The 24431-nt window shown below is 64.8% G+C and carries 21 protein-coding genes; 1 reads left to right on the forward strand and 20 read right to left on the reverse strand.

Annotation, left to right across the window (positions count from 1 at the left end; translation table 11 throughout):
- Nucleotides 1-142 precede the first annotated feature (142 nt).
- From DRB17_RS09455 to DRB17_RS09485, 7 genes are read right to left on the reverse strand one after another with little or no spacing between them, the layout of a single operon-like run.
- The gene (locus DRB17_RS09455; RefSeq protein ID WP_114581957.1) at nucleotides 143-1108 is read right to left on the reverse strand and encodes an FAD:protein FMN transferase; all 966 of its coding nucleotides are present in this window, start codon (nucleotides 1106-1108) and stop codon (nucleotides 143-145) included.
- A complete protein-coding gene (locus tag DRB17_RS09460; RefSeq protein ID WP_114581958.1) occupies nucleotides 1105-1674 on the reverse strand; it encodes a nitrous oxide reductase accessory protein NosL in 570 nt (189 codons plus the stop codon). The genes DRB17_RS09455 and DRB17_RS09460 overlap by 4 nt, the downstream gene beginning before the upstream one ends.
- The gene (locus DRB17_RS09465; protein WP_114581959.1) at nucleotides 1671-2495 is read right to left on the reverse strand and encodes an ABC transporter permease subunit; all 825 of its coding nucleotides are present in this window, start codon (nucleotides 2493-2495) and stop codon (nucleotides 1671-1673) included. Before DRB17_RS09465 ends, DRB17_RS09460 begins: the two co-directional genes overlap by 4 nt.
- The gene (locus DRB17_RS09470; protein ID WP_114581960.1) at nucleotides 2492-3421 is read right to left on the reverse strand and encodes an ABC transporter ATP-binding protein; all 930 of its coding nucleotides are present in this window, start codon (nucleotides 3419-3421) and stop codon (nucleotides 2492-2494) included. Before DRB17_RS09470 ends, DRB17_RS09465 begins: the two co-directional genes overlap by 4 nt.
- Nucleotides 3418-4722: a nitrous oxide reductase family maturation protein NosD gene (locus tag DRB17_RS09475; RefSeq protein WP_114581961.1), complete on the reverse strand. Its 1305-nt coding sequence runs from the start codon at nucleotides 4720-4722 to the stop codon at nucleotides 3418-3420. Before DRB17_RS09475 ends, DRB17_RS09470 begins: the two co-directional genes overlap by 4 nt.
- A complete protein-coding gene (gene nosZ / locus DRB17_RS09480) occupies nucleotides 4719-6641 on the reverse strand; it encodes a TAT-dependent nitrous-oxide reductase (protein WP_114581962.1) in 1923 nt (640 codons plus the stop codon). The genes DRB17_RS09475 and nosZ overlap by 4 nt, the downstream gene beginning before the upstream one ends.
- A 24-nt stretch (nucleotides 6642-6665) precedes the next feature.
- The gene (locus DRB17_RS09485; protein ID WP_114581963.1) at nucleotides 6666-8936 is read right to left on the reverse strand and encodes a NosR/NirI family protein; all 2271 of its coding nucleotides are present in this window, start codon (nucleotides 8934-8936) and stop codon (nucleotides 6666-6668) included.
- 101 nt (nucleotides 8937-9037) lie between these two features.
- On the opposite strand from DRB17_RS09485, the gene DRB17_RS09490 reads away from it, so the two are divergent.
- Nucleotides 9038-9982: a ferritin family protein gene (locus DRB17_RS09490; RefSeq protein ID WP_114581964.1), complete on the forward strand. Its 945-nt coding sequence runs from the start codon at nucleotides 9038-9040 to the stop codon at nucleotides 9980-9982.
- Nucleotides 9983-10319: 337 nt separating this feature from the next.
- Here DRB17_RS09490 and DRB17_RS09495 read toward each other — a convergent pair whose 3' ends face one another.
- From DRB17_RS09495 to DRB17_RS09555, 13 genes are all read right to left on the reverse strand, one after another.
- Complete coding sequence (locus DRB17_RS09495) at nucleotides 10320-13202, reverse strand: AAA family ATPase (protein ID WP_114581965.1); 2883 nt, start codon at nucleotides 13200-13202, stop codon at nucleotides 10320-10322.
- Entirely contained in the window at nucleotides 13199-14473 is a 1275-nt protein-coding gene (locus tag DRB17_RS09500; protein ID WP_114581966.1) for a metallophosphoesterase family protein, read from the reverse strand. The genes DRB17_RS09495 and DRB17_RS09500 overlap by 4 nt, the downstream gene beginning before the upstream one ends.
- A 76-nt stretch (nucleotides 14474-14549) precedes the next feature.
- Nucleotides 14550-15347: a DUF2189 domain-containing protein gene (locus tag DRB17_RS09505; protein WP_114581967.1), complete on the reverse strand. Its 798-nt coding sequence runs from the start codon at nucleotides 15345-15347 to the stop codon at nucleotides 14550-14552.
- A 40-nt stretch (nucleotides 15348-15387) separates the two neighbouring features.
- Nucleotides 15388-15582: a hypothetical protein gene (locus DRB17_RS09510; RefSeq protein WP_114581968.1), complete on the reverse strand. Its 195-nt coding sequence runs from the start codon at nucleotides 15580-15582 to the stop codon at nucleotides 15388-15390.
- A 23-nt stretch (nucleotides 15583-15605) separates the two neighbouring features.
- A complete protein-coding gene (gene ccoP / locus DRB17_RS09515; protein ID WP_114581969.1) occupies nucleotides 15606-16487 on the reverse strand; it encodes a cytochrome-c oxidase, cbb3-type subunit III in 882 nt (293 codons plus the stop codon).
- Entirely contained in the window at nucleotides 16478-16648 is a 171-nt protein-coding gene (locus tag DRB17_RS09520) for a cbb3-type cytochrome c oxidase subunit 3 (protein WP_114581970.1), read from the reverse strand. Before DRB17_RS09520 ends, ccoP begins: the two co-directional genes overlap by 10 nt.
- A gap of 5 nt (nucleotides 16649-16653) precedes the next feature.
- Nucleotides 16654-17385 (reverse strand): cytochrome-c oxidase, cbb3-type subunit II, encoded by a 732-nt coding sequence (ccoO, locus tag DRB17_RS09525; protein ID WP_114581971.1) that lies wholly within the window; start codon nucleotides 17383-17385, stop codon nucleotides 16654-16656.
- 6 nt (nucleotides 17386-17391) lie between these two features.
- Complete coding sequence (ccoN, locus tag DRB17_RS09530) at nucleotides 17392-19050, reverse strand: cytochrome-c oxidase, cbb3-type subunit I (RefSeq protein ID WP_114581972.1); 1659 nt, start codon at nucleotides 19048-19050, stop codon at nucleotides 17392-17394.
- A 291-nt stretch (nucleotides 19051-19341) separates the two neighbouring features.
- Nucleotides 19342-19938, reverse strand: a complete 597-nt coding sequence (locus DRB17_RS09535; protein ID WP_114581973.1) for a HupE/UreJ family protein — start codon at nucleotides 19936-19938, stop codon at nucleotides 19342-19344.
- 115 nt (nucleotides 19939-20053) lie between these two features.
- Entirely contained in the window at nucleotides 20054-21253 is a 1200-nt protein-coding gene (locus DRB17_RS09540) for an ABC transporter substrate-binding protein (protein ID WP_161958770.1), read from the reverse strand.
- A gap of 20 nt (nucleotides 21254-21273) precedes the next feature.
- Nucleotides 21274-22122 carry an ABC transporter ATP-binding protein gene (locus DRB17_RS09545; protein ID WP_206607842.1) on the reverse strand — a complete coding sequence of 283 codons (849 nt, stop codon included), beginning with the start codon at nucleotides 22120-22122 and terminating at the stop codon, nucleotides 21274-21276.
- An 18-nt stretch (nucleotides 22123-22140) separates the two neighbouring features.
- Entirely contained in the window at nucleotides 22141-23016 is an 876-nt protein-coding gene (locus DRB17_RS09550) for an ABC transporter permease (protein WP_114581975.1), read from the reverse strand.
- 88 nt (nucleotides 23017-23104) lie between these two features.
- A complete protein-coding gene (locus tag DRB17_RS09555) occupies nucleotides 23105-24280 on the reverse strand; it encodes an agmatinase family protein (protein WP_114582069.1) in 1176 nt (391 codons plus the stop codon).
- Nucleotides 24281-24431 lie beyond the last annotated feature (151 nt).

A 24431-nucleotide genomic window follows, 5' to 3' on the forward strand; every position in this document is an offset into this window, starting at 1 on the left:
GTGCAACAGTGCTGAAACCAGCGGCCATTGCCATAATACGCATTATGCGCGAATTAGACATTCCAATTGGCCTGCGAGTCAGGGGTGGCACAAGCCGACCCGTCTGCGTTCCGGCCCGGCCTCACCTCTATCCCGGAGCGTGCTAGTCAGCCCCGAGCCATTCACGCCTGTCGCCATCGACAACCAGCGCGCTGGGGCCTTGCAACCGCTGCAACGCCGTCCGTATCGCGGTCGTGTCCATCAGGGCGAAGGCGGTCGACAAGCCGTCGGCAACGGTTGCCCGTTCGGCTAGGACCGAGACGATGCGTCCGGGGAACGGCGTCTCTCCCGTTCCGGGATCGAGGATATGGCCCCGCCCTTCCGTGGCGGAAAGCCGAAGCGCCGAGGGGGCCGAAGTGGCGAGCGCCTTGTCCGAGAGAGCGACGCGCTCCAGCGTGCGGCCGTCGGGCGCGGTCACGGCAGCGCGCCACGGATGGCCGTCCGGGCGGCTGCCGAGCGCGCGTTGCTCACCCAGGCTGATCACACAGGACAGGCCAGCCGAGCGGAACATCTCGGCAACCCGGTCGGTAATATAGCCCTGGGCAATGCCGTTCAGAGTGAGGGCCATGCCGTTCTTGCCAAAGCGAATCTCGTCGGCACCGAACGCGACCCGCTCCAAGCCCGTCAGCGAGCGCGCATGGCGCACCGCCGCAGGCTCGGGCGCGCGGCCTTCGGCATAGCTGTCGGCGTAGACCTGCCACAAAGGCTGGATGGTCGGGTCGAAGCGTCCCCCGGTCACCTCGTGCAGATTCCAGGCGACGGCCAGCACGTCGAGCAGTTCGAACGGTGTCGGGGCAAGGTGGCCCTGGCGGTTCAGGCGCGATAGCGCGGAATCGGGGCGATGCAGGCTGAACACCGCTTCCAGCCGCTCGATCTCGTGCCGCGCCCTGGCGACGAGACGCTCCGCAGCATCGCTGTCGTCGAGGGCCACCACAATCTCGGCCCGGGCGCCCAGTGCCGTGCCGCGCCAGCGCCTGACTTTGTTTCCCGACGCGGCTGCCGGGCCAGCCAGCGCGGCGGCCCCCGTCGCAGCAGCCGCGATCAGGATTTCCCGGCGTGAGTACGTCATTGCCGCTCTCCGGTTTGATGATTCTGCTGCTCCATGACGTCGACGGACGGCGATTCCGCGCTCTGCGGCGCGTGCGGATCGCCGAAGACGAAGTCGCGCGGGATCTCATCGAAGGTTACCAGCCTGCCGCCTTCCGCGTCGGCGAAAGCCTGGGCGACCTCCCGCGAGGAGAACGGCACTGGCTCAGGCGCCCCCATGCCGCCGCGGCGTCCGCTACCGATCACGTAAATACCCTCGCGTGCCGGCATCCACGCATCCGGCCCCGGATGGGCCCAGCTTTCCGCCTTGCCGATATCGTGGACGTAGATGGCGGCGATGTCCTTCGATTCCTCCGGCAGCATTGTGAAGGCTACGGTGTCGCGAACATTGGAAAACCACAAAGGCTCTTTCTGACCGCGCAGGTGGATCTGGCCCTTGGGGCCCTCGTGGTCGACAATGATCATGCCGGTGAAATAGGCCGCCGCCGTGCGGTCCAGCTTGGCCGGCGGAGGAATCTTGGCAGTCTCCTCCTCGCCGCAAGCGGTAAGCGACAGCGCCAGCAGAATGGCGACGAGAACCCGCGTCATACATCCCTCCGCCGGAACGCCAGCATCGCAAGACCCAACGGCACGACCGCCCAAGCCAGCAGAACGGCGGCCAGCACGCCACGCGTTGGCGCAGCCCCTCCGGCCGCGCCCGCCATGCCGGCGATCATGCTGGCGGACTCGCTGCCGACCAGATTGAACATCCGGAAAGCGTCGGCTGGATTCAGCATCAGCAGCAGGCTGAAAGCCTGCTGGGAGATCACACCCTCGGCCCCGACAAGGACGCCCAGAAGCGCCAGGTCGTAGACCACCACCATCACCAGCCAGATGCCGAGCGCCACGCCCGCCGCGGTCGCGCGTTCGCGCACCAGCGTGCTTGCCAGATAGCCCAGCGCGACGAAGCACGCCCCAAGCAGCACGGTGCTGGCGATTAGCCATGCGAAGGCGGGAATTCCCGCCGTCCCGCCGGCACCCGCCAGATAAACCGCGCCGCCCGCCACGCCATAGCCGACGACGGCGGCAATGGCGATCACCGCCAAGTGCCCCAGAAACTTGCCGGCAACGACCTGCCAGCGTTCGACGGGGTAAGCCAGCATCAACAGCATCGTGCCACGTGCCACCTCGCCCACCACCGCGTCATAGGAAATCAGCAGCGCGACCAGGGGAATCAGGAAGACGCTGAGGCTGGTCAGGCTCACCACGGTGACCGTAAGCCTGTCCACCTTCACCTCCCCGACCGGCGCACTGCCAAGCCATGCCAGTGCAAGCGCCAGCCCCATGAGCAGGAGCGTCGCGGCAATAACCCAGCGGTTCCGCAGGCTCGTCCGCAACTCCTTGCATGCGATGGCAAGGACGGCTGTCATGCACGCTCCTCCACCGTCTTGCCGGTGTAGTGCCGGTAAAGCTGCTCCAGACCCGGCGGAATCGTCTCGATATCTTCCACGATATCCCCCATGCCGGCGACCCGACGCAGCGCCGCCATCTTCTCCATAGGCGGACAGAACAGAAGCACGGTGCGTTCGTCCACTCGCTCCCAGTCCACGCGCCCGTCGAATGCCGAGACAACCTCGCCAGTGCGGCAGGGGCGCGTGCGGATGCGAAGGAGGGTAGGAATACCGGCTTCGCGTCGGATGAAGTCGAGCGGCCCGTCGGCGGCGACATGTCCGTGATGCAGAATGACGATGCGGTCGGTGCGCGCTTCCAGTTCGCTCAAGACGTGAGAGGAAATCAGCACCGTAACCCCCTGCCCCTGCAATTCAGCGACGATGTCGTAGAAGGTCGCACGCACGATGGGGTCCAGGCCCGTTGTCGGCTCATCCAGCAACAGAAGCTCAGGTGCGCCCAGCAGCGCCTGGGCGAGGCCAAGGCGCTGGCGCATGCCCTTGGAGTAGGTCCGCACCCGCCGGTCCGCCGCGTCCTCCAGGCCGACGCGCCGGATCAGGCCGTCGATTCCCGCCGTCCCACACCCACGTAGCGCCGCATAGAACGATAGCGTCTCGCGCCCCGTCATGCCCGGGTCGAAGGCCACGTTCTCGGGTAGGAAGCCGACCGCCCCCCGCTTACGCGCGCCGTCCCCACTTTGCGGGCGCGCGCCCAGGACGCTGATATCGCCAGCGGTAGGCGCGGCAAGCCCCAGCATCAGCTTGAACAGCGTCGTCTTTCCCGCCCCATTGTGCCCGACGAGGGCAACGCATTCGCCCCGGTGGATGGATAGCGACACATCCTCGACCGCCCTGACGCGGCGATAGCGTTTCGCGATCCGGTCAAGGCGAATCACCGGCTCGTTCATGACGCGGCATCCCGCAGTTGCATGGCGCTTGGCCGCGGCGGGTCCATCAAGGGTGCGGGATCGACGACACCGCCAGGCAAAAGCGCCGGAAACTGCGACTGCGCCCATTGCAACAGGCTCACGGCGGGGCTATTCAACAGCAGCTTGGCTTGCGGATGGCGCCACAGTACCTGATCGACCAGGCCATTGGGCCGATATGCCCGGTCAGCAATGCCGTCGCCGTCCAGGTCGAAAGCCGCGTGGTCGGACCAATGGTTGCCACGGCCATTCTCCGCCCACTCATGATGGGTCGTTCCCACATATTTCACCTGCGTGCGGTTATCGGCGAAGGCATTCTCGAACACCTTGTTGTCCTGCGAGCCGGCTGTGAAGTGGATGCCGATGCCACAGCCCTGCAGTCGGTTGCGCCGCAGTGTGTTGAAATTGGAATTATAGACGAAAAGACACTTCCGCCCGCCCTCCAGGACGGCGTTGTCCTCGATCTCGGAATAGTTCGCGAAATTCAGCATCAGCCCGTGGTCGCGGTCGCGAAGCGAGAGGTTCCCGCGCGCGTCGATATACTTCGAGTACATGATCGCGTAGCCGGCGTGGTTGCCCGCCGAAACGTTCGCGCTGACCTCGCTCTTGTTCGTGTACATGTAATGGACGCCATAGCGCAGGTTGCGCATCCGGTTGCCGTGAAAGCGGTTCCTCAGGCTGGTGGTCACGAAGATGCCGTCGCGGCCATAGCGGATGTCATTGTCGATGACCTCGGAGCCAGGGGCGTTCCAAACGTGGACCCCATTGCCGCGCTCGCTCATGTGGCCTTCGCGCAGCCCAATGATGGTGTTTCCCTTGACCAGGGCGTCTCTCGCCCCCTTCAGGTTGACGCCCATCAGGTTCTCTTCCAGGCGGTTCGAGATGATCCGCGCCCCCTCGCCCGCTTCGGTGACGAAAATGCCGGAGTCCTCGGCCTGCAAATCGGTGCCCGACCCGCGAACCGTCAGGCCGATGACGGTGACACCCCGCGCATCCACGCGAAGCACCGTTCCGCTCCCGCCGCCGTCGAGCACACTGCCGTCGTTTCCACGCAGGGTTATGCCGGCGGTATCGACGACGAAGCCACCCCGATAGGTGCCGGGTTGGAGAACGATGGTGTCGCCCGGGGAAACGCCGTCGAGGGCGGCCCGAAGGCCATCTGGCCGCACCTCGACGGTTTCCGCCCGCGCCTTGCCCGGCAGCGGCCACGCGACGGCCGCCGTCGCCGCCAGGGCGAAGGCGGCCGCCGCGCGTCCAATCATCCGGGCAAGGCGCCGTTTCATGCGCTCCTCGGCTCCACCAGCATGCGTCCGCGCATCTCCATGTGCAGCGCGTGGCAGAAGAACTGGCAGTAGTACCAATGTACGCCGGGCCGGTCGGCGGTAAAGGTCACAGAAGCCGTAGCCTGCGGCGCGATCTCCATGGCGATGCCATAGTTCGTGAGCGTGAGACCATGCGTCAGGTCCTGGATCTCGTCGATGTTGGTGACATAGATCGTGACCTCATCCCCCTGCTTCACCTTGAACTCGCTCAGCGAGAACTGCGGGGCGACGGAGAACATGTAGACACGGACCTTGTTGCCGTCCCGAATGACGTCCGCGGCGCTCGTCAGGTCGATGCCGTCGGCCTCCGCCTGATTGCGGGCGTCCTCGAAGAAGGGGTCGTTGCGGTCCCAGAGATGCCGTGGATTTACAAGATCGGTGCGCACGATGATGCAGTCGTGCGGCTCCGCGAAGGTCGGGCCGTCATGGACAAGCTCCATACTGCCACCCGAGATGTCGATGAGCTGATCGTTCTCCGGCTTCAGCGGGCCGACGTTCAGGAAGCGGTCCTTTGAGAACTTGTTGAGCGAGACCAGCCACTTGCCGTCGGCTTCCTTGGTCTCGCCCATGCTGGTGTGATTGTGGCCCGGCTGGTAGTGGACGTCGGTGCGCTCGATGACCGGGTCCACGTCCTCCCCGGAATACTGCCGACGCGCCTGGTCCAGGTTCCACATCACCGACTGGCTGTCGATGAACAGCGTCGTGAAGGCGTTGCCCCGGCCGTCGAAGGCGGTGTGCAGCGGCCCCAGGCCAAGTTCCGGCTCGGCCACGACGGCACCGCGCGGCTCGATCTTGTCGTCGAAGACGTCGGGCAATTTGCGCACGTCGACGACGGTGCAGGTCGGCGACAGCTTGCCGTTGATCACGACGTGGATGCCGTCGGGCGCGGTATTGATGCCGTGCGGACTGGTCGAAACCGGGATGTAGCGGGTATAAGGCGAGCCGTGGCGGCCGTCGATGACCGGCACGCCGCTGATCTCCTCGTAATCGCCGTCGGCGACCGCCTTCTCGATGCGGGCAATGTCGAAGAAAACGGCCCAGTCCTGCTCGTTCGCCATCATACCGGCAAGCTCGGTGCCTTCTTCCGAGTTGTAGCAGGTGGAGAAGGCGTATTTGCCTTGATAGTCGGCGTCGCAGTTGTCCAGGTTGCCGTCCACCAGGACTTGCCAGGCCACCGTCATGCTTTCCCCATCGATGGCGGTGAACACCGACTTGTAGTTCTCCGGCTTGTCCAGGTCGCGTCCGTCGTTGGGGATTGGCACCCGGTGCTCGGCATTGACGAAAACATAGCCGGTGCGCGGATACTTCTGCGGGCGCATTCCGTGCATGTCGGAGGCGTTCGGCACCTCGATGATCTTGTCGGTCCGCATCACGTCCATGCGGATACGCGCGACGCGGCTGTTGGCCTTGTCGTTGATGAAGAGGTAACGCCCGTCATAGGTGCCGTCGGTGAAAGACATATGCGGATGGTGGGCGTCGCCGTTCTGGTAGACGCCGCCGCGCGACTTGAGGAACTCTTTGGTCTCCGGCAGCAACCCCTCCGTCAGGACCTTCAGGCTTTCGTTGGTCTGGCCCCAGCCGGTGGCACCGCAACGGTTGAAGACCGGGATGCGGATCAGTTCGCGCATTGAGGGCACACCCATGATGCGGATCTCGCCGCTCTGCCCCGAACTCCAGAAACCGTAGTATTCGTCCAGTTCGCCTGGCCCGACCGCGGCCTCGTTCTCCGCCGCCTGCGCCTCCTTCACGACACTGACGTTGCGAAGGGCAGCGAGGCCGCCGAACCCGCCCGCACCGGCAAGGCCGGCCAGGGTCGCGGTCTTGGCGGTACCGCTCAAAAGGCTCCGGCGCGAAAAGCCGGTGCGTTCGTCCTTGCTCATCCGACTGCTCCTTCCTTCCATTGCTCAGGCCTCCACGTCGGCCGGCTGCCGGCGCTTCTCCTGCCTTTGTTTTTTCAGTTTCTCTCGCGATTCCAGGCGGCGCTTCTCCGCCAGTTGTTCCGCGGAGAGCATTTCGTCCGAAGTATTGACAAGCCGCTTCTCGCGCTTGATCCGGCGCTGGATCATGTGCGGACAACGCTGGTCGTCGTAATAGAGTTTCTGGCACTCAAGGCAGTAGATACACTCATTGACGTTGATCTCGCCGGTCGGATGGATTGCATCGACCGGACAGTCATGCGCGCAGATCTGGCAGGGGTTGCCGCACTCCTTATGCCGCTTCAGCCAGTCGAACATGCGGATACGCGCGGGAATGGCCAGCGCCGCGCCAAGCGGGCACATGTACCGGCAGAAGAACCGCTCCACGAACAGGTTGATCACGATCAGCCCGGCGGCGAAGGCGACGAATGGCCACGCGCGCATGAAGTTCAGGATGATCGCCGTCTTGAAAGGCTCCACTTCGGCCAGCCTCTCCGCCCAGGACAGCGAATAAAGCGACATCCCGAAGAGACCGAGGAAGATGATGTACTTGACCGGCCACAGCCGCTCGTTCAGGCCCCAGGGCACCCTGACCTGGGGAATGCCGAAGCGCCGTCCGATGTGGTTGGTCAGTTCCTGTAGCGCGCCGAAGGGGCATAGCCAGCCGCAGAACGCGCCGCGTCCCCAGAACAACAGGCCGGCAGCGACCGCGAACCACAGGATGAACACCAACGGGTCCATCAGGAAATAGGTCCAGCTGAAGTCGGTGACGAGCGCGTTCGAGAACGTCAGCACGTTGATCACCGAAAGCTGCGCGTTGGCATAGAAGCCAAGCCAGAACAGCACCGCCGTCAGGAAGCCGTAGCGCAGCCACGCCGTCAGCTTCGGCCGTCGGACGAGTTGATCCTGGAAGAAGAACATCAGGGTCAGCACGCCCAGCATGCCGAGCAGGATACCGATATCCACGACGCGGTTGCGCCAAACCCGCTGCCATAGCACGTCGCGCTCCGAGGGGTCCTCGAACGAGGCCAGGCCGGGCGCGGCGGTTTCCGAGGGCTGGCCCCGCCCACCGGACTCAGCCGTGGGCGGGGGCGCCGTCTCGATGTACTTCGGCGGCGGTGCATAGCCGAGATCGATGGTCGTGAAGTCCTTCTGCCGGCCGCCGATATTGCGCTGGACCAGCAGTTCCAGGGTCCACGGCTCCGTCGGGTCGAAGTTCACGCCCTCGGGGATCCGGAAGACGCCGACTTCGTCGAGGTCAGGCGCCCCAGGCGCGGCGACCTCGCGTAGGCGCTTGTGATCCACGTCGCGGAAGCGGATCGTGGTTTCGCCCTGGATCAGCCGGATCCGGTCGAACACCCCGCCACGCACATAGCCCGAACCCTTGAACGAGTATGCTCCGCGCGCACCGATAACGACGGCGTGCCGACCCTCACCCAGGCGGCTTTGCATCTGCTTGTATTCGCGTGGGCCCAGCACGCTCTTGCCGATAGTCGGGACACTGGCCAGGCCAGCGTAAAGGTCGATGAACAGCGCGTTCGGATCATCCTCCCGGGGTCGCAGGGCCGCTTCCCGCTTGCCGGCGGACTCAAAGGCGCGTGTTACATCTCCGACGCTAAGCGTCAGGCGCCGGATGGAACCGTCGCCAGTCAGCGTCGTCCAGTCGACGCTCTTGGCTTCCTCCATCTTCAGCCGGCGCGCCGGGCCGGCGTCTCCGGCTTGCTCCATGCCCGCCAGCCCACGCGTGCGGGCAACCTTGAGCGCGGCGCGGCGGATGGAATCGTCGATCACCATCACAGTCACGGTGGCCCCGCTGATGATGTCGACCTCGCGGGCGTCCCCTGCCTCGCCGGTTGCTTCGGCCACGACGTTGTGGCCGGCATAGTCGTCGATGAAGGCCAGCATGTCCTCTTCGGGAATGCCGATGAGGACGATGGGCTCGTGATGCTCGATAAGCTGGGCGCCCTGGATCTCCCCATCCGGCGCCATGCCGACAGCGATATGGATTGGCTTGCCGGAATAGCCAACGGAATTGACGAAGTCGGAATTGAGGAAGACGTATCCAACCTGTTCCCCGTCCGTATATACCGGTGCCACCGGCGGCTCGCCCTGCGGCTTCCCGATGCGGTCCGCGCCAGGGAAAATGCTGGATACTTCGACCTTGTGCAGCAGCCGCGGCAGTTCGGCGGCCTGTGTCGGCGTAACGATCCCGGTGAGTTGCAGGGCTACAGCCAAAACGAGGCCGAAGACAGCCGTCATCCACTTTGCCGGGAAACCTTGATTCCCTTGGCTGCGCGAGGCATGCGCCGGATCGCCGCGCAAGCGTGACAAGCCGGTCCACTGCTGCGAAAATCCAGAGAATGAGCAGAATCGATCCAGAGAAACGATACGAGATTCCCGACCGCGCGACGCTGTTTGCCCGTGCGCGCGGGATGGAGCGCGAGTCGGCGGAGCGCTATGGCGAGTTGGCCGAAGCCATGCAACGCGCGGGCAACACGAGCGTGGCCGGCATCTTCCGCCGTCTCGAGCACGAGGAGATGAAACACGACGAAGCCATTGTCGGATGGGCCGAAGCGGAGATCGGAGATATCCCCGCCGCCGAGTATGCCTGGGAAACCGAAGTACCCGACAGCGATCCGCTGGAAGGTGCGGACCCGTATCTCCTGACGCCATATCGCGCGCTCTCCATCGCCGTGCACAACGAGGAGCGGGCGTTCGCGCACTACAGCTACGTGGCTGCGAATGCGGTGGACGCGGACACCCGGCGCCTCGCCGAAGAGCTTGCCGCCGAGGAACTGGAGCATGCAGCCATTCTTCGGCGCGAGCGGCGAAAAGCCTATCACAAGGATAAAGGGCGCTTCGACAGGCGGATCGCCTGGGATCCCCGCCGGCTGAACTTATCCACCCTGCCCCGGCTGGCGCAGTTCGCCTCCGCCCTGGAGGCGGAACTGGCGCGTCGGCACGCCGGCTTCGTACAAACTGCCCGGAAGGCCGGCGACGACGCCACGGCGAATGCCCTGGCCGATGTGAGCGAAGGTGCGCGCCGCGCCCAGGCGGAGTTCGGCGTGACTCCAGAGCGCCTCGAACTCGCACCGTTGCGGGACGAAGCTGACGGCGATGCGTACCAATGGCTGCGTGCGGCGCTGGAAGACCTCGACCTTGCCTACGAATTCTACATGCGCGCGGCCGAAACGGCGGAAGACGACGAAACCCTCGCGATGGCGCAGCGGATGGCCGAACATGCCGCCTTGCGAGCTGCCAAAGTGCGCGCAAGGCTGATCGAACTGCGCAAGTCCGAATCGTAGTCACCGACCTTCCGGCCGCATCGTCGACAAACTTCCTGCGATCCCAACAGTGGTCCGCCCAAAAATAAGGCGCCTTCATTCCCGCACGTCCCCCGTAATACGCTTTCGCGCACGGATTTTGATGGCCGCCGCGCACATCAATGGAGGTAACCCCCCGGCCGGTGCGGCGTCTTTGTCCTGGATCAATAGAAGGAAGCGGCGATGGTAGGGATCCCCAGCCCTCCTCCAACGCTACCGGCGGCCTATATCGTCGGCCATGCGACCAGCTTACTGATCTGCACAAACGGCAGTGAGGCCGTCCGAGCGCGGCAAGGCATGAATTGAATAGATGCCCTGACTATCCTCCCGCCACCGGCACCACCCTGGCGCCGGGAACTGCCGAGGTGATGCAATCCACGACGAAGGGATGGCAGGTGAACATCAGCACCTGATGATCCGCGCCATAGGTTCCAAGTTCCCGGGCGACGGCGGCCATGCGGTCCGGGTCGAAGTTCACCAGGATCTCGTCCATTACCAGGGGGAGCGAGGTTCCCCGTCGGCCGAACTCGTCCACCAGGCCCAGGCGCACGGCGAGATAAAGCTGTTCGCGCGTGCCCCGGCTAAGGTCGATCGGCGACACGCGCTGCTCGCGACCGTCGATGACATAAAAGCCCTCGCCGGATTCGTCCTGAACGATGCGCCGATAGCGTCCGCCGGTCACCCGGTCCAGGATCTCACCGGCCCGCGCGAAAACGGCGGGCTGACGCTCGCGCTCGTAAGCGGCCAGGGTTTCCTCGATCAACTCCCGCCCGGCGGTATAGACCTGCCAGTCGCGATAGACGTCTGCTACCTCGGCGGTCAGAGCGTTCCTGCGCGTTTCCAATTCGGCGACACGGTCCGACGTCTCGACGGCCTTGCGCTCGTTACTAGCCAATTCATGCTGGCGAAGGGCGTTGTCGCGGCGCTTTTCCTCCGTATGCAGGCGCTCTTCGATGTCCTCACACTCGCGCTCCCAGGAATCCGCCTCACCGCTCGCGAGGGTCTGGCGTAAACTGGCGATGCGCTCGGCATCATTCCCGCCTGCGCGCGATAGCGTCGCCTCGACGGACGTGACCGTCTGATACAGCTCCATCTCGCGTTGGATTGATTTCGCCTCACGGCCGAACGCGAGAACGAGATCCTCGCCATGCTGCCCCCGATCGACGCCGCGCGCTTCGAGAACGTGCCGAGCCTCCCGCTCCCACCCATCGATATCCTGGCAAACGCGCTCGCGCTTTCCCGCCAGATCCTGTTTCATCGCCAGCGTCTTCCGCGCCGCCTCGACCTGACCGGCGAAATCAAGGATACCCTGCGCGCTCAGATGCTCCGGAAAGCCGTTCCCAGCCTTCCACTGGCGCCACGCTTCAAGCTTTTCCGAAAACGCCGTATTCGCCTTCTCCTTGTCCTCGTGCGCAGCCGTCAAATCCGCGTCGCGCCGTTCAAGTGCCTGCACCGCGTCGCGGAGTTCGCGCACCTTTGTGTCGTAACGCCCCCGGCGGTCGAGGTCTTGCCTCACCTGCCCCAAGGCCTGCACAAGTTCTGCTTCGCCGGGCGACGGTGAGAGAAACAGCCCGCCGGCCGCTTCGCCGATCTCGCTTGCAAGGCGCTCGACTTCCGACTCCGCCTCGCGCGCGGCGTCCCGCGCTTCTTTTTCGTCCCGTTTGGCCTCGGAGATAGCGTCCGCCACCCGTCGGCGCTGGTTGCGGGCGTAAAGGGCGATGAGGGCGGCGGCGAGAAGCGCCGCGCCGGCCGTCGCGGCACCGGCAATTTCGCCAACCATGACCGCCAGTCCGGCCCCAAGGGCGAGGCCCAGGACAGCAACCCCGAGGGCCAGCGCCACTCCACCGCGCCCCGGCAACTGCCGACGCAAGTCGGCGACACGCTTCGACCTCTCGGCGGCAAGGCTCTTGGCATGGCTGACGGCTTCGCGCCCCCGTTCCAACTCGCCCACCTTGACCCGGAGTTGTTCGAGCGCCGATTGGCGCTTGAGCAAGGTTTCCGCGTCATCCGGTGCAGTGCCCAGCGCCTCCAGATCGCGCTCCAGCCGATCCTTTGCTTCCCCGGCCGATATTTGGTGCCGCTTCGCTTCGTCCAGCTTGTCGGCGGCCCGCTGTGCCGCTGTTTCGCATTCATTTATCGCAGTTTCCCAGGCACGAACCTCTTCCCGCGTGGGGATTGCCATGCGGAAATCGGCGACGCGCGCCTCCGTCCACCCCTCCCCCAGGTTCTCCAGCGCCGCGTTCAATTCGCTCGCGGCCTGCTTCAGGTCGCCGTCGAGACCGCCGGCACGCTCAAGCCGCTCACGCTGCAGTTCCGCGGTCCGCTGCAGCTCTTCAGCCCGCTGTGAAAGCGCCTGCAGAGCCGCGTCCGGTTCGATACGGGCGAAGCGGTCCGGCTTTTCCGTGGAAGTGGCCTCAAGCTCGTCCAGGGCGCGCTCCCGTTCGCACCATTCGGGCCAGAGCCGTAGCAACGCTTCCAGCTCGCCCTTTCGCGTCCGCAAGCCGTCGATTTCCTTCCGGATACGCTCGACCTCCTCCGCAGCCTCGCGTTCCGCCTCCACCTTTTCCGGGTATGCCTTCGCGGCCGCCTTGGCCTCGCCCAGTTCCTTGTCGATGTTCGCGATCTCGGACAGCAGGTGGGCGGCGCGGTTTTTGCGGGCTTTTGCAGAAGAACTATAAAGTCCATTCGCCAGCTGTTTCAGTTCGTTCGCCCCCTGTCGCGCCGAGCGGCCAGCACCGGCAATCGCGCCCGAGAAGATGCGGTCGCGAACGCTCTCCTCCGTCAGGGTGTCGAGTTCCTGCAACTCGTAGAGGCTGAAGCCGAAGACATTGCGGAACAGCGCGGCGTCCGCGCCGCCCAGAAGCTGCGTCAGGTCGCCTTCCGGCACCGTCGCGCCATTGTCGTCGGTAATGCGCGCCGCATGGCGTCCGCCGGCGCGGCGCGCGATCGTGTAGCCGTGCCCTGCGTTTTCTACAAATAACCGCCCGCCCGGCGTGCCACCGTGAACCGGCTCGTAAAGCGGCGTGGTCTTGCGCGAGCGCTTGTCCGGAAATCCGAAAAGGACGCCACGGATGAAGGCCAGGAGCGTGCTTTTCCCGGCTTCGTTCGGACCGTGAACCACGGTCACGCCAGGACCGAGGTCGTCCACACGCTTGTCGTGGAACAAGCCGAAGCCATCGATGTGCCAGCCCCGAAGGATCATCCGGCCTCTCCGGACTCGACCCGGTCCAGGGCTTCGTCGACGGCGCGGCTCAGGATCTCCCGCGCGTCCTGTTCGTCCACCTCGCCCAGTAAGCCGCGCAATCGGCGGTCGCCCGGCCGGCAATGCCGGGCGATAAAGGCCTCAAGCGCATCGCTGTCCGCAAGCAGGGCGTCCGCCCGCATCAGCAGCTCGGCGGAAAAGTCGCCGCGCTGGCGGATCGCCTCCTTGTCGATGGGCGGCGCCGTGCGGTCGATCAGGCGGTCCCACCATACGCCATCACCGCCGCCGCCAGCCTCGCGCAGCTCGCGCAGCAGATCGGGCAGCGCCTCTTGCGCGCGCCGCAGTTCCAGATGCACCGGCCCGCGTCCTTCCAGCTTCGCACGCAAGATCATCTGCCTCCCTTCCGAGGTGTCCGCTACCTCCGCGCCAAGCTCTTGCAAGGCATCGTGCAGCCCGGCCATGTCACTGACGCCGCCGATATCGAGCGCCCGCGTCTCGAAGCGGAAAACGTCGAGCGGCCGGAATTTCAAATCGCGGACCTTACCCTCCTCCACCTCCACGACGACGGCACCCTTCGGGCCCGTCTCGCTGGGCTTTGGACTGCGGCCTTGCAGTGCGCCGGCATAGACGGCCCAGGGCGAGCCTTCCGAGATGGCGCTGTACTGATGGATATGGCCGAGCGCCCAGTAGTCGATGGCCGCCGCGCGGAGGTCGTCCAGGCTGCACGGGCTATAGGCGGCGTGCTCGGCGTTGTTGCCGACGTTGCAATGAAGCAGTCCCAGCGAGAAGCCGTCTGGTGTCTCAGTGGGAAAGAGCCGGGCCAGGTTGTCCGTCGTCTCGCGCCGGGCATAGCTGATCCCGTAGATTGTCGCGATCCGGCGGCCATCGCGGATGACCGGCTCGCCGCGCACCTCGTCCGTGGGGAAGACGGTCACGGCCTCGGGCCACTCGGCAATGGCCGACCAGCCCTCTTCCACCGGGTCGTGGTTGCCGTGAACCATGAAAATCCGCACGCCGGCCTCGCTCAGGCGCCGCAGGCCGTCGCGGAACCGGAGCTGCGCGCGAAGCCCGCGCTCCGGCCCGTCGTAGATGTCGCCCGCCAGGACGAGAAACGCCGCCTCAACCCTCAGCGTCTCCTCGACCAGATTGTCCCAGGCGCGCAGCGAGGCGTCGCGCAGCCGCGCGGGAACCTCGTCGCCGAGTCGCGAAAGGCCGTCGAATGGTGTGTCGAGGTGCAAATCCGCAGCGTGGACAAACGTGAAGCGCGCCATACCCTTACCTTGCGATATTCGCGCCCGATATTAGCAGCCTTGCAGCCCGGCGCCAGAGGCCGGCGCGACATTTCACTCAGGATGCAGGCGGCACCCGGACGGCCTTATAGGCATGCCACGTCGCATGGCCAAGCAGCGGGAATATGACGATCAGCCCCAGCAGGCCCGTCGCCACGCCGAGCACGAACAGCGCAAGCACGATAGCCCCCCATGCCAGCATGACCGGAAGATTGTTCCAGACGAGCGCCATGCTCATCCCCATCGCGGTAAAGGCGTCCAGACGCTCGTTCAGCAGCATTGGCAGCGAGAAGGCGCTGATGGCGAACGCGAAGGCGGCGAAAAGGCCCCCGACCAAGGTGCCGACAGCCAGCAGCGACAAGCCGGTCCCCGTCGAGAAAAGTATGCCGGCGACGTGGTCGAGCCCCGGAAACGGCCGCAGGCCGAAAAACAGCGCGTAGAGCAGCACCGCCGCGCGCATCCACAACAGCATCAGCAGGCAGAGCAGGACGCCGATGAACATGATCTGACCGCCCGAACGCGCTTTCACCATCACCATGCCGGTGAAACTGACCGGCTCGCCCTCGGCGATGAGGCGGCTCTTTTCGTAGAGGCCGACGGCGATGACCGGGCCCACGACCATGAAACCCGCAAGCGCCGGGAACAGGACGTAGTCGAGGGCCAGCGCCATCATGCAACCCACGACGCCGAGCGATACGAGGAAGACCCCCAAGCCGTAAAGCAGGCTCGGCCCCGGACTCACCTTCAGGTCGGCCCAGCCCGCGCGCAGCCAGTCGAGAGCCGCCGTGCGTTCCAAATGGCGGTCCAGGTCGCGCTGTCGCGGAAGCGGCGGGACTGTCTTCGGGATGGTGTTCATCGCTAACCTCTTCGCGACTTTTTCAGCGTCCGGCATACCCTCAGCAACCCGGCTTCGCGGCGCGGAAGTCCTTCGACCCCGCTTCGCCGGGCTGCTTGCGATGGGGCACACAGTCCGGCTGGGACGTCACCGCGACGTAGACCAGGTGCACATTCGCGAGGATGACGAGCGCGACGCCCGCAAGAAGCAGGATGCCCAGAACGCGGCGGATCCATTGCCTTTGGATATCGGCCATGGGCTGTCCTCCCGCTCACCGCGTCACTCTCCGCCAACGCCGAGGTCGCGGAGATAGAGGGCGAGGATCTTGCGGTCGACGGCCGAAAGACGCTCCTCCCACTGCGGCATCTGTCCCTGTCGGCCGCTGAAGACGGTTTCGAAAACAGTCTGCCTGTCACCGCCGTAAATCCACGCCTCGTCGGTCAGGTCCGGCGCGCCCATGGCGGTGCTGCCCGTTCCCTTCTCGCCGTGGCAGGCCGCGCAGTTCGCGGCGAAGATCTCCTTGCCTTCCGCCACGGCTGTCGCCTCGTCGCCGCTATCGGGGACCGCGCCGGAGAGCGAGCGGACGTAGGTTGCGACCTCGCGGATCGCCTTCCGGTCCAGCATCCGGTTGCGGCCGAAGGCGGGCATCTGGCTGGACCTGGTCTCGCCATGGGCGGCGTTGATCCCGACACGGATCGTTTCCATCACCGTCTCCGGCTCTCCGCCCCACAGCCAGGTCCGGTCCGTGAGATCGGGGTATCCCTGCCCGCCCCTGGCATCGCTGCCGTGGCAAACCGCGCAGTTGTCTTCGAAAAGCGGTCTTCCCGCCTCGCGGACGATACGCATCAGCGAGGCGTCGGCCTGTATTGCCTCTGCGTCCATGGTCTCGATTTGCGCGCTCCAGCTTGCCCGGTCGCGCGCCGCGTTTTTAAGATCGGCGTCAACCCGGCTTTGCTGATCGATCCCCAGCAGACCTTCGGTATATGTCGCGCCCAGGGGCCAGGCCGGCATCAAGATCCAGTAGATGACCGAGAAAACCACCGTCGCGGCCAGGAACAGCCACACCGGGCGCGGCACTGGTGTGTTCAGCTCCTTGATGCCGTTCCATTCGTGCCCAGTCGTCAGGTGCCCGGTGTGTGGATCGCGTTCGCCTACCGCCATGGCCCGGCCTCGTCGTCAAGAATGCTGTGCGCGGCCCGCTCGAACCGGCTCCTATTCGAAGGCCGGAAGGCGTAGACAAGGACCGCCACCGAAAACGCGATCAGGTAGAACAGCCCGAAGGACTTCGCGAAGGCGACCAGCATGCCGTGGTCGATTTCCATGACCCCTATTCCTCCGCCTCTGTCTTGCGCTCGTACGCGGCATCGGTCAGCCGGCCCAGGATCTGCAGATAGGCGACAAGGGCGTCCATCTCCGTCAGCCGGTCCGACTCACCATCGAAGGCGCGGATGTTCGTGCCCTCGCCGTAGCGTTCGGCGACGCCGGGCGCCCGCTTGCTTCCAGGCGCCGCCTGTCCATAGGCGTCGTTCTCGGCATTGACGATCATCGCGTCGGTATAGGGCACGCCAACCCGGCGCATCGCTTTCAGGTGCAGACCAAGGTCATCGCTATCGAGTTCGGTCCGGCTCAGCCAGCGGTAGGCCGGCATCACTGACTGCGGCACGACATCGCGCGGATCGTTGAGGTGGGCGACGTGCCAGTCGTCGGAGTACTTGCCGCCGACCCGCGCAAGGTCCGGGCCCGTCCGCTTGGAGCCCCAAAGCATCGGATGGTCGTATTGGGATTCCACCGCCAGAGAATACGGACCGTAACGCTCCACCTCGTCGCGCAGCGCGCGGATCATCTGCGAATGGCAGGCGTAGCAGCCCTCGCGGATGTAGATGTTACGCCCCGCCAGCTCCAGGGGCGTGTAGACCCGCATGTCGGGCGCCTCCTCCACCGTCTCGTCGATGGTGAAGAGCGGCGCGATCTCGACGATGCCACCAATGCTCGCGGCCACGATGACGGCCAGCACGAAGCCGATCGTGTTGCGCTCAAGCCTGTAATGGAAACCGAACATCCGCGCTCACTCCCCGGCCTGTAACGAACCGGCCGCGGCGGGCGCGGCAACGGGGGTATCGCCGGCAGCCTCCGTCTGTTCTCCAGCGGCAAGGCGCGCCGTCTTCCAGACGTTGTAGAGTGCGACCACCGCCCCACTCAGGAAGAACAGTCCACCCACCGCACGGGCGATGTAGTAGGGATGCATGGCGACCAGGGAATCGATGAAGGAGTAGGTCAGCGTGCCGCTTTCATTGTAGGTGCGCCACATCAGGCCCTGGATGATACCGGAATTCCACATGGCGAAGACGTAGATGACGGTTCCCGCCAGCGCCAACCAGAAGTGCACCTCCACCAGCCGCGCCGAATACATCTCGCGGCACCGCCACAGCCTTGGCACGACGGCGTAGATCGACCCGAAAGTGATGAACGCCACCCAGCCAAGCGCACCGGCATGCACGTGGCCCACCGTCCAGTCCGTGTAGTGGGACAGCGAATTCACCGGCCGAATGGCCAGGAACGAACCCTCGAAGGTCGACAAGCCGTAGAACACCGCCGCGACCATCATGAAGCGCAGTGCCGCGTCGTCGCGCACTTTGTGCCAGGCACCGTTCAGCGTCAGCAGCGCGTTCGCCGCCGACGCCCAGGATGGTACCAGCAGCATCACCGAGAAGGTCATACCGAGCGTCTGGACCCAGTGCGGCAGCGCCGTGTAATGCAGGTGGTGCGAGCCGACCCAGATGTAGAAGAAGGTGATGCCCCAGAAGCTGACGATGGACAGCCGGTAGGAGAAGATCGGCCGCCCTGCCCGCTTTGGCAGATAGTAGTAAAGCATGCCGAGGAAACCGGCGGTCAGGAAGAAAGCGACCGCGTTATGCCCGTACCACCACTGCGTCATCGCGTCCTGGACACCGGCGAACAGCGAATAGCTCTTGGCATGCCCAAGCGACACCGGCACGGCCAGATTGTTCACGATGTGAAGAATGGCGACGACCAGGATGAACGCCAGATAGTACCAGTTGGCGACGTAGATGTGCGGTTCCTGGCGCCGCGCCAGCGTGCGGAGATAGAGCAGGAAATAGGCTGTCCAGACGACCACGAGCCAGATGTCGGCGTACCATTCCGGCTCGGCGTACTCCTTCGACTGCGTCAAGCCCATCAGATAGCCGGACACGGCCAGGATACAGAACAGGTTGTAGCCCAGCAGGACGAACCACGGGCTTATCTGGTCCGGCAGTCGCGCCCGGCACGTGCGCTGCATCACGTGGAAGGACGTCGCGATCAGCGCGTTGCCGCCGAAGCCGAAGATGACGCCGGTCGTGTGCACGGGACGCAATCGCCCGAAGCTGGCCCAGGCGGCATCGAAGGTCATTTCCGGATAGGCCAGCAGCCAGGCCACCCAGTCACCGACGAACATCCCCACGACGCCCCAGACGATGGCAAGGACGATACCCACCTTGCTCGGGTCGTCGTAATAGCGGCTCAGGCGATCATCGCCCGGCTCCGTCGCGAACAGGCCGGCGATGACGACGAAGGTTGTGCCAACCGCGCACGCGATGACGACAAGCCCGTGGATACCGAGTGGCCCGTCGCCGCCCGCCGCGGTCATCGCCAGCCCCAGAAACCCCAGCAGGACGAGAATACCGATGGCGAGCTCGCGCTCGCCCCTTGTCAGTCGCGACACCATATCGCCGTCACTCTCATCTACCCCCGCGAAGACAATGCCTCGGCACCCGCTATTTTCTTCGCGCTTTCCGAACCATCCTTAAAATGTCTTTCTCATATATCTTTTGCGATGGCAATCGGACCGAGGACGGCTGGGACATTCTGTCCCGGCGCAGTCGAGTTCAGTGGTACGAGGAAGTTTGCCTCGACACGGAAACGTCCCGCCGCCGGATAAGGCGACGGGACGAAACGTGCCGGCCGGTCGCGGGGAGTCGAGACGGCGCGAAGAGCGGCGCCACGACTCCCGCGTGGGTTAACTCACGGCCAGCGCAATTCCGGCTGTCGCGATCGCACCGCCGCCGGCGCGAACCGCAAGACCGGCCACGTCGGCGGTCAGCCGTCGGGCAGCCGCGCCCAGCGCGATGCCGCCAGCGTGCAGCAGGATCGTCGCGGCGAGGAAGCCGACAGCATATTCCACCGCGCTTGCGCCGGCGGCCATCTCCGTCCCGTGGGCATGTCCGTGGAAGATAGCGAGGAAACCCGCCAAGCCCGTCGCGAGGCCAATCGAAAGGCGCCGGCCGAAGGCGATCACGGCGCCCAGAAGGACCACCGATCCGGCAACTCCGTACTCGACGAACGGGACGGCGGCGCTCGCCATGCCGAGCATGCCACCCACGATCATCATCGCGACAAATGCGAGCGGAACAGACCAGAGGGCGCGGCCGCCCAATTGCACGGCAAGGACGCCGACAGCAATCATGGCGAGGATGTGATCCAGCCCCGCAATCGGGTGAACGAAACCGGTCGTCAGCCCGGAAACGGTGCCGGCGGCGGTGTGGGCCGCCGCGGGGCCGGCTGCCAGCAGTGCGGCCGTCGCGGCGATTGCCGGTGCGATCTTGCCTCGGCTCATGCGATTCACTCCTGTTGCTTATTTCTATCGGGTCGCCGTATGCGGAATGCGCTGGTTGATGGGGAGGTAGCGCCCGACCCAGTCATCCCGCATACGACGTTTCCGCGGTCGGCCGTTATTCGCCCGCCGGATAGATACCCTGCCAGAGTTCCTCGACCTGATACTTCTCCGGCAGTTCCAGACGGCCGATCCACTTGTTGGAGCTATAGGCTTCATGCACGCCGTCGTCCCGCAGGGCGGCAACAACGTCGGAATTCAATCCCTCTTCCGCGGGAATAATGGATCCGGCGACATCAACCTTGCTGTAGACCTTGTTGAAGAGATCCCACGTCGGACCGGCATAGCCGTTGACGCAGTCCTCGCCGTTGAAAAGGCTGCCCCATCCTTGAGAGTCGGCGGGAGCTTTCGGAGCCCCTTCGGGCAGGTTCTTGCAGAGAGCTTCGCCGCCCTCCAGACCGAACGCGCCCAGGTTCTGTTTGAGATTCAATTGCACCGCGCCGTGCTGGTTCAGGCGGACGTCACCCTCGTCCCAGCCCAGGCCCTCGGCCACGATCCGATTGCCCTCCTCCGGGTTCTCCTTCCACCAGTCCACGGCCTCGAACCACGCGCGGAGAAGCTCTTTCGCCACCGTCGGATTGTCGTTCAACCAACCCTCATGGCAGGCGATCACGTCACCGATCAGCCCTCTTTCCCAGGTCCTGTCTGTCAGGCTGCTCTTCAGGACGTGCGCGCCTTCGCGCTTCAGGGACTGGGCCGCGAAGGGGAGATAGTTGACGTCGATATCGATGGCGCCCTGCAAGAAGGCCGCCGCGCTTTCCTGCGGTAACAGCACCACGAGGTCGGCTGCGTCGTAGGACAGGCCCGCACGCTCCAGCGTCAAAAGCATCCACATGTGGTTGAGAAAGCCAAGGTCGGCGCCATAGCTTGTCCCCTTGAAATCTTCCGGACCGTTAATGCCCTTGCGTGCGGTCATCTTGTCCAGGCCGTAGGACATGTTGGAGAAGGCCACGACCTGCATCGGCACGCCATTCGACTTCGCGGACACGATCGAATCGAGCGTGTTGTTCATGCATTGGATCGTGCCCGACTGCAGTGCCGCGTTCTTGGCGGCGATACCCTCGATGATGCGGACATCGAGATCGATATCCTTGGCGAGATCCTTCTCCTGCACAATGTACCAAGGTGCATAGGGCGAGAAGGAAATGATCGCCACGGACACGTCCGTCGCCGCCGCAACGGGCCCAGCCAGACCGGTTAGTCCCATCGCCACCGCAAGCGCGGCGGCATGACGTTTCAAGCCACCCTTCAGTTTCATCGAAACCTCCCGTTTCCAAGTCATTCGCCGCCGCGGATCTTTTCGATCTCTTCTCGCATCATCCCGTAGAGCTGCGCCTCGGTTTCGGCGTAGCCGGGATGGGTGATCAGCTCCTCCTTCTTGAGGAACCGGCGTCCTTCCTTGAACTCCAGCTTCATGTCGGCCTTGATGCGGCCGGGATTGCGGGTCAGGAAGATGATGCGGTCCGCCACGTAGATCGCCTGCTGGATATCGTGCGTGACCAGAATAATCGTCTTGCGCGTGCGCTCCTCGATCTCGACGGTCAGCTCCTCCATCTCCCAGCGGACCTGCGCATCGAGGGCGCCGAAAGGCTCATCCATCAGCAGGACGCGGGGGTCCTGTCCCAGCGCACGGGCGATGGCGACACGCTGGCGCATGCCACCGGACAGGCTGTTCGGGTAGTAGTCCTTGAAGCCATCCAGGTGGACCAGGCGCAGGTGCTCCATCGCCCGCTCGCGCCGCTCGGCGGCGGGTACGCCATTGATCTTCATGGCGTATTCGGCGTTCTGCAGCGTCGTCAGCCAGGGGAAGGCGGTATAGGTTTGGAAGACCATTCCCCGGTCCGGCCCTGGGCCGTGAATAACCTCGCCATCACGCAGGATGCGCCCGTAGGAGGGATACTCCAGTCCGGCGATCTGGCGCAGCAGCGTGGTCTTGCCGCAGCCCGACGGGCCAATAATCGCGGTGATCTGGTTCTCCTCCATCGCGCAGGTGACGTTGTCGATCGCGGTGAAGGCGCCGCCGAGATACTGCTTGGTCACGCAATCCACGTAGATCGGCAGCTTGGAGGCATCGACGGCGGTCTGGGTCTCGTCGGTATCGGTCATGGCGACCTCGGCATATGCCATTTCGGTTCTCCGTCGTCTTCAGCGGGCCCAAGGGAACAGCATCCGGTGACCCAGGCGGAACACGGTGTCGGTCAGCACACCCAGGATCCCGATCGTCAGGATGCCGGCGATGATGACGTCGACGTTCAGGAAGCGGCCGGCCCGCATCATCACCGCACCGATGCCGGACTGCGCGCCAATGACCTCGGCGATCACGAGATAGGTCCAGGCCACGGCGGTCAGGTCGCGGGCGGAGGTCATGAGCTGTGGCCCGGCCGCCGGCAGGATCACGTTGAAGACCACCGTCTTTCGCCGCGCCCCCATCGTCAGCGCCGATTCCACAAGCTCGTGCGAGACGCTGCGCACATCGGCTAGCATGCCGGCGACAAGGAACCAGACGACGCCGAGGAACAGCAGCAGGACCTTCGAGGTATCCGTGGGACCGAACCAGACCAGCAGCAGCGGGATGAACGAGGCCGCCGGGAGATACCGGAGGGCGGAGAGCGTTGGGTTCAACGTTGCCCGCAGATTCTCGAACGACCCCATGCCGATCGCAAGCGGCAATGCCACGGACATGGCCACGATATAAGCGAGATAGATCCGCAGGCAGCTCATGCCCACGTCGTAGATGAACTCCTTTTCGGCAAAGAGTTGGAAGAGCGCGGCAAGCACCTGTTCCACCGCCGGAAAGAACTTCTCCTTGGCCTCGGGAACGGAATGGGCACCGATCTCCCAGGCCAGGAACAGCGACAATGCGCCCAGCAAAGCCAATGTACCCAGCGTCTTGCGCGAATAGTGCGATTTCAGCGCCAGGAAACCCTGTTTCGGCGGCGTGAAGGGCGCGCCACGCGGCCCGTCTTCGTGTCGGACTTCCCGCCCTGCCAGGGCAGGTCCGGAAACGACGGTGTCTGACATGCCCGCCTCCCCCTTTTTGCTTCGATTGCCTACCCGGACGCGGGCCGGGCCGTACCCGGCCAGCCGTCCCCGGCGGATTTCATTCGTTCTATTCGCCCTGCATGACGCCGCTGCGATGCCCGATCTGTCCGGCGGCGACCATGGAGCCTAGGGCATCGAGGATGACCCGGCATGCAAGCTGCGCGGTGTTGTCGTTGACGTCGTAGGGCGGCGAGACCTCGACGACTTCCATGGCGCAGAGGCCTTCCTTGGCGATCAGGCGGACGATCTCCAGCGCTTCGCGCGGCAGCAGGCCGCCGGGCTCCGGCGTGCCCGTCCCAGGCGCGAAGCCGGGGTCGATGGAATCGATGTCGAAGGAAAGGTAGACCGCCTTGCAGCCCTTCCAGGCCAGTTCCAGCGCCACCTCTGCGGCCTTCTGCGGGCCCATTTCCTCGACGTCCGTCATGGTCACCACGCTGGTGCCGCGCCGCCGCGCCACGATGCTGCCGGGGCGCGAGCCGTACCAGCCGCCAATGCCCATCTGAACCAGGTTCTCCGGCGGGCAGTTGGGCAGGCCCACGTCATGCATGTGGTCGTGGCCGCGGTGCGTACCCTCCATCCGCTCGTGCGTCGTCCAGTACCACGGCGTGGTGTGCATCCGCTCGTCCATGTCCTTTTCCTGGATGTCCAGGTGCCGGTCGATATGGATGATGCCGACGTTGCCGTCGATGTGCGGTGCTACGCCGCGCACGTTCGGGTAGCCGAGCCCGTGGTCGCCGCCGCAGATGATCGGAAAGGCGCCCGAGGTGTAGATGTGCGAGACCGCCTTGGAGACCTGATCGAAGGTCTTCTCGATGTTGCCGGGAATGACGAAGACGTCGCCGGCATCGCAGATGTCCATCTCCTCGAACAGGTCGACGCCGGCATCCACCGAGTAGCCGTCGTACAAGGCGGAGATGCGGCGAACCGCCTGCGGGCCCCAGCGCGCGCCCGGCCGGAACGTCGTGCCGGTGTCGAACGGCACGCCGACAAAGGCCGCGTCGTACCTCCCGACGTTACGGATGTCCTCGCAGTACGGCATCTTCATGAAGGTGTTGATGCCCGCGAACGCCGGCTGATGGCCGCGCGAGAACAGGGAGATCGAGCGGTCCTCGACCGATTCCGCCGCCGTGAGCCCGTGTTCAAGCCCGCGCTCGATCTCCCTGGCTTCACGGGTCTGCGATATCCGGCTCAGTTTCTCGAGATTGCGGTTGCCGCGGAAGTCGTGCGGATGGTCACCGGTCATGTTCGTGTTTCCCCCAGAAGCGTTGGCATGATCCGACGAAGCGCCGCCGGTGTCCGGCACAGGCCACAGTCGCGACGGATCGTCGCGGAAAGGCATTCCGCTCTTTCAATCTCATTTCCTGGTGATTATAAGGATCGGCCGATTTTCAGAA

Origin of the sequence: Ferruginivarius sediminum (assembly GCF_003344765.1) — a bacterium.
GTDB lineage: Bacteria > Pseudomonadota > Alphaproteobacteria > Kiloniellales > Rhodovibrionaceae > Ferruginivarius > Ferruginivarius sediminum.

Bases quoted from the DNA above. Each gene is read 5' to 3' on its own strand.
- DRB17_RS09500 (WP_114581966.1), bottom strand. From the start codon at position 14,473: ATGGCGCGCTTCACGTTTGTCCACGCTGCGGATTTGCACCTCGACACA.
- ccoO (WP_114581971.1), bottom strand. From the start codon at position 17,385: ATGTTCGGTTTCCATTACAGGCTTGAGCGCAACACGATCGGCTTCGTG.
- DRB17_RS09540 (WP_161958770.1), bottom strand. From the start codon at position 21,253: ATGAAACTGAAGGGTGGCTTGAAACGTCATGCCGCCGCGCTTGCGGTG.
- DRB17_RS09545 (WP_206607842.1), bottom strand. From the start codon at position 22,122: ATGGCATATGCCGAGGTCGCCATGACCGATACCGACGAGACCCAGACC.
- DRB17_RS09475 (WP_114581961.1), bottom strand. From the start codon at position 4,722: ATGAAACGGCGCCTTGCCCGGATGATTGGACGCGCGGCGGCCGCCTTC.
- DRB17_RS09550 (WP_114581975.1), bottom strand. From the start codon at position 23,016: ATGTCAGACACCGTCGTTTCCGGACCTGCCCTGGCAGGGCGGGAAGTC.
- nosZ (WP_114581962.1), bottom strand. From the start codon at position 6,641: ATGAGCAAGGACGAACGCACCGGCTTTTCGCGCCGGAGCCTTTTGAGC.
- DRB17_RS09460 (WP_114581958.1), bottom strand. From the start codon at position 1,674: ATGACGCGGGTTCTCGTCGCCATTCTGCTGGCGCTGTCGCTTACCGCT.
- DRB17_RS09490 (WP_114581964.1), top strand. From the start codon at position 9,038: ATGAGCAGAATCGATCCAGAGAAACGATACGAGATTCCCGACCGCGCG.
- DRB17_RS09535 (WP_114581973.1), bottom strand. From the start codon at position 19,938: ATGAGCCGAGGCAAGATCGCACCGGCAATCGCCGCGACGGCCGCACTG.
- DRB17_RS09465 (WP_114581959.1), bottom strand. From the start codon at position 2,495: ATGACAGCCGTCCTTGCCATCGCATGCAAGGAGTTGCGGACGAGCCTG.
- DRB17_RS09495 (WP_114581965.1), bottom strand. From the start codon at position 13,202: ATGATCCTTCGGGGCTGGCACATCGATGGCTTCGGCTTGTTCCACGAC.
- DRB17_RS09520 (WP_114581970.1), bottom strand. From the start codon at position 16,648: ATGGAAATCGACCACGGCATGCTGGTCGCCTTCGCGAAGTCCTTCGGG.
- DRB17_RS09510 (WP_114581968.1), bottom strand. From the start codon at position 15,582: ATGGCCGATATCCAAAGGCAATGGATCCGCCGCGTTCTGGGCATCCTG.
- DRB17_RS09555 (WP_114582069.1), bottom strand. From the start codon at position 24,280: ATGACCGGTGACCATCCGCACGACTTCCGCGGCAACCGCAATCTCGAG.
- DRB17_RS09485 (WP_114581963.1), bottom strand. From the start codon at position 8,936: ATGACGGCTGTCTTCGGCCTCGTTTTGGCTGTAGCCCTGCAACTCACC.
- DRB17_RS09455 (WP_114581957.1), bottom strand. From the start codon at position 1,108: ATGACGTACTCACGCCGGGAAATCCTGATCGCGGCTGCTGCGACGGGG.
- DRB17_RS09470 (WP_114581960.1), bottom strand. From the start codon at position 3,421: ATGAACGAGCCGGTGATTCGCCTTGACCGGATCGCGAAACGCTATCGC.
- ccoP (WP_114581969.1), bottom strand. From the start codon at position 16,487: ATGGCGGTAGGCGAACGCGATCCACACACCGGGCACCTGACGACTGGG.
- DRB17_RS09505 (WP_114581967.1), bottom strand. From the start codon at position 15,347: ATGAACACCATCCCGAAGACAGTCCCGCCGCTTCCGCGACAGCGCGAC.
- ccoN (WP_114581972.1), bottom strand. From the start codon at position 19,050: ATGGTGTCGCGACTGACAAGGGGCGAGCGCGAGCTCGCCATCGGTATT.